Below are 9,809 nucleotides of genomic sequence, written 5' to 3' on the forward strand. Positions count from 1 at the left end.
GATGTGAAATCGAAGTTAAATCTGCTCCAAGATCCTGTAGACCTCACGGCGGCACTGGTGGACATCGAATCGGTGTCCCACAATGAGACCGCGATTGCGGATGCCGTCGAGGCTGCATTGCGTGAGATCGCGCAGGCAGATGAGTCGATTGAGGTCCTGCGCATTGACAACAACGTGATTGCGCGGACCCATCGGGGGTTACCGCAGCGCGTGATTTTGGCAGGGCACCTGGATACGGTGCCAACTGCGGACAATGTGCCCTCGACGCGTGGGGTAGACGCGCAGGGGCGAGACACACTCTTTGGGTGCGGAACTGTGGATATGAAAAGCGGTGACGCGGTCTACCTGCATGCTTTTGCGACGCTGGCGGCAAGCCAGGAGTTGCAGCGCGACCTGACACTCATCATGTACGAATGCGAAGAAATCGCCGCGGAGTTCAACGGGTTGCGACACTTGAGTGAGTCGCATCCGGAGCTCCTGACTGGCGATGTCGCTCTGCTGGGCGAGCCCAGCGGCAATGTCATCGAAGCCGGTTGTCAGGGCTCTATTCGCCTGCGTTTGACCGCTCACGGCACACGTGCGCACTCGGCTCGGGCGTGGCTCGGCGACAATGCCGTGCACAAGTTAGCGCCGGTGCTGTCGAGGATTGCCGCCTATGAGCCGCAGACTGTGGACATCGACGGGTTGGCCTACCGCGAAGGGCTCAACGTCGTCTGGCTGGAGGCCGGGGTTGCTACCAATACGCTTCCCGACGAGGCGGTGCTGCGAGTCAACTTCCGATTCGCGCCCAACCGCAGCGCCGATGAGGCCATGGCGCACTTCCGAGAGGTGCTTGGACTCGACGAGTTCGCGCCCGAGGACCTCACCGTCGATGTCGAGGATGTGAGCCCTGGGGCGCTGCCTGGACTGCATGCGGCGGCTGCGAAGGAGTTGGTTGCGGTCGCAGGCGACGTCGTAAAGCCCAAGTTTGGGTGGACCGATGTGGCGCGTTTTTCGGCGCTCGGCATTCCTGCGGTGAACTTTGGCCCGGGTGACCCGGCGTACTGCCACAAGAAGGATGAGCAGATTCCGGTCGAGTGCATAACGGCACTGTGGGAGGATGTGCGGCGGTACTTGACCACCGCGCCGGTGGCTGAGTGAGCCTAGAATCACACCCCACCCTCGCCGAGCGGGTGCGCGTATGTCATTGCTGGCATACATTGTGAGGTTATGAAACCTGTACGTACTCCGTCCCCAGCTAAGCGCCGTGCACTCCGCGGCCCAATCGCGATTCGACAGGCGGGCGAACCGCAGGCGTCTACGACCGACCGCAGGCTGTTGTCACACAATCCGAACACGGACTGGCTGCACAACGATACCTGGCGTGTGCTGCGCATTCAGTCGGAGTTCGTTGACGGCTTTGGTGCGTTGGCGGAGATTCCGCCGGCGGTGACGGTATATGGTTCGGCACGTCTGCCAGAGGATAGCCCTTACTACCAGTGGGGCTTCGACCTGGGCAAGGCGCTGGCGGAGGCGGGTTACGCGACCATCACCGGTGGCGGCCCGGGCATCATGGAAGCCGCCAACCGCGGCTGCTACGACGCCGACGGCCTGTCCATTGGGTTGGGCATTGAGCTGCCGCACGAGCAGCACTTGAATGACTGGGTCGACCTGGGCATGAACTTCCGCTACTTCTTCGTGCGGAAGACCATGTTCCTGAAGTACTCGCAGGCGTTTATTTGCCTGCCGGGCGGTTTCGGCACTCTCGATGAACTCTTTGAGTCACTGGTGATGGTTCAGACCGAGAAGGTGGAAAATCACCCAATCGTGCTGCTCGGCACTGAGTTCTGGTCGGGGCTGGTTGATTGGATGCGTGAGAAACTAGTGGCCATGGAGCTGATTTCTCCGACTGATATGGACCTTTTCCTGGTCACCGACTCCATTGACGAAGCGGTCGAGTACATCGAGGCCGCGCACGAAAAGCTGTTGGAAGAGTGTGAGCCGACCTCTGACGTTTCCGAAAAGCTCCGCCGAGTCCGTCGCTTCAGCGAAAGGTAGGACGCTGTGCGGAGTTTTTATCAGGACTCCGCGGTGCCGACGGTGATGGCCATCGTCAATCGCACCCCGGATTCCTTCTATGACCGTGGCGCGACGGCTGCGGAGGAGGCTGCGCTTGCTCGCGTCGACGAAGTTGTTGCGGCAGGCGCGGGCATTGTCGACATCGGCGGCGTCAAGGCCGGTATCGGTGCAGAAGTAACTGTTGCCGAGGAAATCGAGCGCGTGGTGCCGACCATCGCGAAGGTCCGCGAGCGCTATCCTGACCTGCACATTAGCGTCGACACCTGGCGCGCCGAAGTCGGGGAAGCCGCCATCAAAGCTGGCGCCAACCTCATCAACGACACTTGGGCAGGCCATGACCCGGAGCTGCTGGAAGTCGCGGGTTCCCACGGGATGGGTTACGTCTGCTCGCACACAGGTGGGGCACTGCCACGCACCAATCCGATTCGCGTGCGTTACGACGACGTCGTGGACGATGTCATCTCAGAAACCGGCAAACTCGCCCAGAGGGCAGTGGACGCTGGCGTGCCGGAGGACCGCATCCTCATCGATCCCACCCACGACTTTGGCAAGAACACCTACCACGGCCTCGAGCTTCTGCGGCGCTGCAATGAGCTCGTGGCTACAGGCTGGCCGGTGCTCATGGCGCTGTCGAATAAGGACTTCGTCGGTGAGACTTTGGACCGCCCGGTCGAGCAGCGTGTGCCCGGCACCTTGGCTGCGACCGCCCATGCAGCAGCTGCCGGCGTTGCGGTGTTCCGTTCGCATCAGGTGTCCGAAACTCTTGATGTCTGCCGTATGACTCTGGCTATTTCCGGTGATTTTGCACCACTGCATCCGGTGCGTGGGCTGGTGTAAGGGGCGTAGTTTGAGGCGCTTCACCCATGCCGCTGCGTGAAACAAAGGACTATGATGAAGAGAAGTAGTCGAAAATGCCGACAGGGATTCTAAACCGGGATCTTGAGCCGGGGTCTTAGACCGAGGTCTTGAACCGGGATTGTCAATCTCCTGGCTACCACAGCCGAGCTGGGGTAACTGGTCGTCTCCTGCATCGACATTGTCTTAGAACGAAGGAGTTCACATGGCAGCAATGAAGCCGCGTACCGGTGATGGTCCGCTGGAGGCAGTTAAAGAGGGCAAGAAGATTGTAATGCGCGTCCCCGCAGATGGTGGTGGGCGCCTGGTGGTGGAACTGTCCCCGGAGGAAGCCAAGGAGCTCGGTGCAGAGCTTGTAGCAGTAGTGGAGTAGCAGAGTAGTGGGGTAGTGGCCGGGTAGGGGCGAGCCTGTCCGGTTTTAACCCAGCGGCGACCTATACAGGTGGTGTAGGTCGCCTTTTCTTTTTCAGGTGATAACGGCTCGAATGAGGGTTTATGAACAAAAAGTACGGGCTGCAAATGTGAAACTGTGCGAGTTTATGACACTTTCAAGCCAGTTTTCGGGCAATTTTTGTCATAAACGTAGTCAGTAACTCGCATTGGAGTTACTTGGCTGAGCTCGTCACGGGCTAAGATAGTGAAAATTATTTTTCTAGCTCAGTTTGAGGAGTGACCGACGTGCTAGCTGACATCATTGATGTGCTTGCTGACCCCATCGATGGCACTGATTTGAAGTTTGGTGATGCCGAACGAATGACTCTGAAGTCCGAATCCGGACATAGCTATGATGTCGCCCGCCAGGGTTACGTTACGCTCGCCGGAGGGGCTGGTCTGCGCTACACCGGCGATGACGCCAAGATGATTACCGCCCGCGAGGAGTTCCTCTCTGGTGGCCACTATGCTCCATTCGTTGAGGCAGTTACAGGCAACGTCCAGGACGTGCTTGACGACGCCAACGTGTCCGAGGCCGCCAGCCCAGTCATCTGCGAAGTCGGTGCGGGCACTGGTTACTACCTCGCACACACGCTGGACAGCATTCCCAATTCCCGTGGCGTAGGCATTGATGTGTCTGTGCCGGCCGCCAAGCACCTGGCCAAGAGCCACCCGCGCCTCGGCGCCGTTGTAGCCGATGCGTGGGCGCGTCTGCCGCTGCGTGATGGCTCCATCGATGCGCTTACAGTCGTCTTCGCACCTCGCAACGCGGAGGAGTTCGCTCGCGTGCTCAAGCCGGGCGGCCAGGTTGTGGTTCTGACTGCCACCACTGGTCACTTGGGTGAGCTTCGTGAGCCACTGGGCATCATTGATGTCGAGCGCGGCAAGGTCGAGCGCATGATTTCCCAGGCAGAGGGGCACCTCGTGCCTGTTGGCGACCCGGAGCTGGTGGAGTTCGGTATGAACCTCAACCAGGGTGCAATCGCCGCGCAGATCGGTATGAGCCCGTCGGCACGCCATATTCACCCGGAGGTGCTGCAGGAACGCATTGCGGCGCTACCTGCAGAGATGCACGTCACCGCCCGTGCCTACGTCACTCGTCTTGGCCGCCCGGGAGACTAGCGTTTACTCCTTGACCTCGGTTTTGTGAATCTGCTCATCCAGGTCTTCCGGATCCAGGTCAGCATCCGAGAATTCCGCCGTTAGCGGAAGGCGAAGCTGCAGGTCAGTGCCCGGGCACAGTTCGATAGTGCCCGAGCGCAGCTTAAAGTCCAGCACATGCCCGCCGCCGGTGCCGCCTTCCGCGAGGAAGTGCACGTGACAGCCGGGCACCGAAATTCCCTTCTCATAGACCGGCGTGCGGAAGCCCGCAATCGTGCCCTGCAGGTTCTCAAAATCAACCGAGGCGTCTTCTTCCGTCGCATCAACCATCTTCTGGTACGGCTTTTCCTGCTTTACGACGGTTCGAGTCTTCACCCACTCAAATTCGCCGGTAATCCGCAGTGCGTACATAAAGTTTTGGCTCGGCACCAGGGAATCGATGATGGGGCTAATTTCCTTGCGAGTCAGGTTTTCCGGCGCATCCATCACCGTGTGCGGGACGAAGTTGGTCACCACCGTGTAGGGGCTGCGCTGATCCATGGTGGCCCGGGTTGCGGAGCCGTCGTGACGCACCTGCCAGCAGACCCCGTCGAGGATTACCATTTCGCCATCGAGGCCGTCGAAGGTACCGATGCCGAAGTTTCCATGACCAAGGATTTCGCCAATGGTCATCTCGCCGTTGTAGATGCCATCGAGCAGTGCGGACATCAGTGAGTTTTGGAAAATTGTGTGTCGGACCGTTGGAAAATTCTCGTGAGTGGTCATGGAAGCCATTATATTCGCGATATTTGTAGCCCAAGCTGGGGCGGGTCGTCTGTTAGATGTCCGATCGGCTTGTGGGTAAGGAAATCGTGGCAAGAAAAACGCCCTGCGGAAAAATCCACAGGGCGCGATTTGGTGAATCGAGCGGTTGGTTCTACTTCGGCTGGATGGTGACTGTCACTTGGTCAGCAGTGGAGACGATATGAACGGTCTGGCCATCGGCAGCGACAGTGGCGTGACCGCCTTCGACATTCACTGTGAACCCATTCGGGAAGTTGATCGAGGGCACAACGAGCTCGCTGGTGGAACCAGGTGCGAAAACTCCGGTGCCGTCGACGCGGTTATTGTTCCAGCTGGCCTGGTAGACACGGGTGTCACGGTTCCAATCGGTAGCTTGCGGGGTGCCTGCGACCGCTCGCAGGTGTGGAGCGGCGAGGATGGTCATCTTGTCGCGGTTGAAGGCATCGGCACCTACAGGTCCTGGAACAGTAGGGTCGAAGACCATGCCCTGTTCCTTCTGGTTCTGCGTCGTCGGGTCGTTGCATCCGCAGTAGGACCAGTACTGCCAGCCGACCATGTGGCGGCGGGCAAGCGAAATTACGCCATTGAGGGTATCGGCATCGTCGGTCGCACCGAACTCGGACAGCAGTGTGGCCGAGCCGTTGTCGGATGAGACAATTTCCGCATTGTCGAAGGTACGACCATCGAAGAAGTCACAGCCCGTGTAGGTGTTGAACAGGGCATTCGTGGTGCAGTAGACATGCCAGCTGAGGGCCGTACCAGCGGTTTCAGGAACCTCCGGGGCCGCCGGATTGGTGTTCAATCCGGTGTTCCACATGGAGTAGGGCTCGTAGTGGACAATAGCGTCCTGGTCCTTGTCGGTGATCTGATGGGCAGCCTTCTGGTGCAGTTCATCGAGCTTTTCCTTAGCCGGGCCGCAGTCGCCGAGAGCCAGGTAGCACAGTGGGTATGCCGAGCCTGGCCACGGTTCATTTATGATGTCGTAGCCCATCAGTCCCGGCATGTCGCCAAGGCGTTTGGCGACATGGCCCCACATGGCTGCGTAACGCTCCTGCAACCCAACGCCGCCTGGCCCTTCGCGGTTATTCAGGAAGTTGTCGTATGCCCTAATGAGGCCGATATTGAGGGCCTGGTTAGCGGGGAAGCCAACCTTCAAGAGGCTGGGAACGCCGTCGTCAATGACAGCCCAATCCGGGGCAAATTCGCCTTCGAACTTCTCGTTGTACATGTCCTGGTGGGCATCGACCAAGACCGCGATTCCACGCTCAGTGAGCATGGAGATAGTGCGGGCAATGGAATCCAGGTATTCGTCGTTGTACTCGCCGGGCTTTGGCTCTACTGCTTTCCAGATAATGCCGACTCGCATGGAGTCGAAGCCCTGCTGCACGAGCCAGTCAGCATCGTCCTCGTTAAAGCCTCCGGCCTCTGGGGTGTAAGGATCGTGCTTGTAGACGATGTTCGACCCCTGAGTGAGGAATGCACGGCCGTCACCGTCGGTAAACCAGCGACCGGACTGTCCAAGGGGACCACGCTCGGTGATGGTAGCGGTACTAGGGGATGGGGCTACTTCTGTAGCGAGCGCCTGATGCGGTACTGCACCCGCTAGCGCTATGGCAATGGCGGCACCAGCTGCTGCCACCTTCTTAGTGAATCTCATACTCAGTATGCTATTGACCAGTAATGATAAATTCAGCCAAAACTCAAATTAGGTTTAGAAAAGTGGGCAAGGGCATAAGTAAATGTCCTGAACGGGGTTAGTAAAAAGGCTAAGAAAGGCCCACCGCTTCCGCTTCGGAAGCGATGGGCCTTATGAGGAGACTCCGTCCACCGCGCAGCCGTGGCGTCTTGCAGACAGCCAGCTACATCAAAGACTTATAGACCTCAACGGTCTGCTCAGCGATATTCTCCCAGCTAAACACATCTTCAGCACGCTTCTTACCCGCCTGGCCAATCTTGGTAGCGCGGTCGCGGTCGGCGACCATGTTGTTAACCGCGGCAGCGATTCCACGCTCGAAGCCCTCCGGATCAGACTCGTCGTAGTGAACCAAAGTGCCGGTTTCGCCATCGACGACAACCTCCGGAATGCCGCCGACATCAGAGGCGACAACGGCGGTGCCACAGGCCATAGCCTCAAGGTTAACGATGCCCAGCGGCTCGTAAATGGACGGGCAGACGAACGAATCCGCGGCTGTCAGGATCTCCTGGATCTTCTCCTTCGGCAGCATGTCCTGCACCCAGAAAATGCCATCGCGCTTCTCCTGGAGGTCATGGACGAGCTGCTCAGTCTCCTTCGCGATTTCCGGGGTGTCCGGAGCGCCGGCGCACAGAACGAGCTGCACACCGTCGTCGAAAAGCGATGCGGCCTTGACCAAATGAGCGACACCCTTCTGACGGGTGATGCGGCCGACGAACGCGACCATCGGGCGAGACGGGTCAACGCCGAGCTCCTCCAGGACAGACCAGCCGTTCTGTTCCTTGGACTCTTCCCACGTCGGGCGCGGGTACCACAGCTCGGTGTCGATACCGTTCAGGACAACGTGGACCTTGTCGGGGGAGATACGCGGGTAGGCATCCAGGATGGCGTCCTTCATGCGCGCGGAAACAGCAATGACAGCGTCTGCGTACTCCATAGCATTGCGCTCGGACCAGCTGGAAACGTCGTAACCGCCGCCGAGCTGCTCGCGCTTCCACGGACGGTGCGGCTCCAGTGAGTGCGCGGTGGCCACATGCGGAATGCCCTTGAGCAGACCAGTGAGGTGACCGCCCAGGCCTGAGTACCACGTGTGAGAGTGGACGACATCAATGTCGGTTGCCGCGGCGGCATTTGCCATGCGCAACCCCGTGGACAGCGTCTTAATCGAGGCGTTGGCATCCTTCAGCTCCGGGTCAACGCCGTGGACATATACATCCGCCTCATCGCGAGGAGCACCCATGCAGTGCACATCGACGTCAACGCCGTCGAGGCCGCGCATGAAACGAGTCAGTTCAGTTACGTGAACACCTGCTCCGCCGTAAATCTCCGGAGGGTATTCCTTGGTCATCATGGCAACACGCATAGTTCCAGCGTAACCAGATTTGACAATTTCCGTCGCTTGATATGCCTGGGTGTGGGTAGCGGGGAGGGGAGACTGGCGGCGAGGAACGTAAATCGCATATAGGTTGGTTGGTGTGAGGAGTCAACCACATGTTTTGTCCATTGTCCTTGCCGGTGGCGAAGGCAAGCGTCTCTTCCCGCTGACGGAAGACCGCGCTAAGCCCGCCGTGCCTTTCGGCGGTAGCTATCGGCTTATCGACTTCGTGCTGTCGAACCTGGTCAACGCAGGTTTTTTGAAGATCTGTGTGCTGACCCAGTACAAGTCCCACTCGCTCGACCGTCACATTTCGCAGGCGTGGCAGCTGTCCGGCATCACCGGCCAGTACGTCACCCCGGTGCCGGCACAGCAGCGTCTGGGCAAGCGCTGGTTCACCGGTTCGGCGGACGCGATCCTGCAGTCGCTGAACTTGGTTTATGACGAGGATCCGGAGTACGTCATCGTCTTCGGTGCCGACCACGTCTATCGCATGGATCCGCAGCAGATGCTGGAGGCCCACATCGAGTCTGGCGCTGGCGTGACGGTCGCTGGTATCCGCGTCCCGCGTTCTGAGGCCAGCGCATTCGGTGTCATCGATGCCGATGACAACAACCGAATCACCGAGTTCCTGGAGAAGCCGGCTGATCCGCCCGGCACCCCGGATGACCCGAACTCGACGTTCGCGTCGATGGGTAACTACATTTTCACTACCTCCGCGCTTATCGACGCTATTAAGCGTGACTCGGAAGATGAAAACTCCGACCATGACATGGGCGGAAACATCATTCCGATGCTGGTAGAGGAGGGCGAAGCTTTCGTCTGGGACTTCAAGGATAGCTACGTTCCGGGTGAGACCGAACGTGACAAGGGCTACTGGCGTGATGTCGGTACCATCGATGCCTTCTACGAGGCCAACATGGACCTGATTTCCGTCCACCCGGTGTTTAACCTCTACAACAAGAAGTGGCCAATCCACACCTTCTCGGAGGAGAACCTGCCTCCGGCCAAGTTCGTTCAGGGCGGTATTGCTCAGGCGTCGATGGTCGGTGCCGGTTCGATTGTCTCCGGTGGTACGGTCCGCAACTCGGTTATTAGCACCAACGTTGTGGTCGAGGATGGCGCGACGGTGGAGGGCTCGGTTCTCTTCCCAGGCGTTCGCGTCGGCCGCGGAGCAGTGGTTCGCCACGCGATTTTGGACAAGAACGTTGTAGTTTCCGACGGCGCCATTATCGGTGTCGATCCGGAGAAGGACGCAGAGCGCTTCAAGGTCAGCGCTGGCGGCGTTGTGGCCGTTGGTAAGAACCAGGTTATCTAGGCTGTCTGAGTCCGACCGGCTGAAAAGGCACGTACCGTGGGGTACGTGCCTTTTTTCTTCTAACCCTTTTTGCTACCTAGTTGCTACCTAGCCCCAAAACTGGCAACCCCAAAAATTATGGGCTGCACGTGTGGCTACGGGCTTCGCATGTGAATACGGACATGGGCTGCAAATGTGAAACTGTGTGAGTTTAT

9 protein-coding genes are annotated in these 9,809 nt (G+C 59.0%); 6 read left to right on the forward strand and 3 right to left on the reverse strand.

Translation table 11 applies throughout. The features are described from left to right. Positions 1–3: 3 nt before the first annotated feature. From dapE to HMPREF2857_RS01055, 5 genes are all read left to right on the forward strand, one after another. Positions 4–1,140: a succinyl-diaminopimelate desuccinylase gene (dapE, locus tag HMPREF2857_RS01035; RefSeq protein WP_070642250.1), complete on the forward strand. Its 1,137-nt coding sequence runs from the start codon at positions 4–6 to the stop codon at positions 1,138–1,140. 69 nt (positions 1,141–1,209) lie between these two features. Then, positions 1,210–2,037 carry an LOG family protein gene (locus HMPREF2857_RS01040; protein WP_070429515.1) on the forward strand — a complete coding sequence of 276 codons (828 nt, stop codon included), beginning with the start codon at positions 1,210–1,212 and terminating at the stop codon, positions 2,035–2,037. A gap of 45 nt (positions 2,038–2,082) precedes the next feature. Then, a complete protein-coding gene (gene folP / locus HMPREF2857_RS01045; protein WP_070642257.1) occupies positions 2,083–2,895 on the forward strand; it encodes a dihydropteroate synthase in 813 nt (270 codons plus the stop codon). Between the two features lie 223 nt (positions 2,896–3,118). After that, positions 3,119–3,286 (forward strand): DUF3117 domain-containing protein, encoded by a 168-nt coding sequence (locus HMPREF2857_RS01050; RefSeq protein WP_005509573.1) that lies wholly within the window; start codon positions 3,119–3,121, stop codon positions 3,284–3,286. Between the two features lie 305 nt (positions 3,287–3,591). Then, positions 3,592–4,467: a methyltransferase domain-containing protein gene (locus HMPREF2857_RS01055; RefSeq protein WP_048732862.1), complete on the forward strand. Its 876-nt coding sequence runs from the start codon at positions 3,592–3,594 to the stop codon at positions 4,465–4,467. A 3-nt stretch (positions 4,468–4,470) separates the two neighbouring features. Here the strand turns inward: HMPREF2857_RS01055 and budA are convergent, their stop codons facing one another. The 3 genes from budA to glgA all read right to left on the reverse strand — a co-directional run bounded on the left by budA (position 4,471) and on the right by glgA (position 8,285). Beyond that, positions 4,471–5,220: an acetolactate decarboxylase gene (budA, locus tag HMPREF2857_RS01060; RefSeq protein WP_083310478.1), complete on the reverse strand. Its 750-nt coding sequence runs from the start codon at positions 5,218–5,220 to the stop codon at positions 4,471–4,473. Between the two features lie 142 nt (positions 5,221–5,362). Then, positions 5,363–6,886 carry a cellulase family glycosylhydrolase gene (locus HMPREF2857_RS01065; protein WP_070642252.1) on the reverse strand — a complete coding sequence of 508 codons (1,524 nt, stop codon included), beginning with the start codon at positions 6,884–6,886 and terminating at the stop codon, positions 5,363–5,365. A 202-nt stretch (positions 6,887–7,088) separates the two neighbouring features. Further along, a complete protein-coding gene (gene glgA, locus HMPREF2857_RS01070) occupies positions 7,089–8,285 on the reverse strand; it encodes a glycogen synthase (RefSeq protein ID WP_070642254.1) in 1,197 nt (398 codons plus the stop codon). 112 nt (positions 8,286–8,397) lie between these two features. On the opposite strand from glgA, the gene glgC reads away from it, so the two are divergent. Further along, positions 8,398–9,615: a glucose-1-phosphate adenylyltransferase gene (gene glgC, locus HMPREF2857_RS01075; protein ID WP_042388575.1), complete on the forward strand. Its 1,218-nt coding sequence runs from the start codon at positions 8,398–8,400 to the stop codon at positions 9,613–9,615. Positions 9,616–9,809: the final 194 nt, after the last annotated feature.

This window comes from Corynebacterium sp. HMSC076C10, from assembly GCF_001812455.1.
In the GTDB taxonomy this organism is placed as follows: Bacteria; Actinomycetota; Actinomycetes; order Mycobacteriales; family Mycobacteriaceae; genus Corynebacterium; species Corynebacterium jeikeium_D.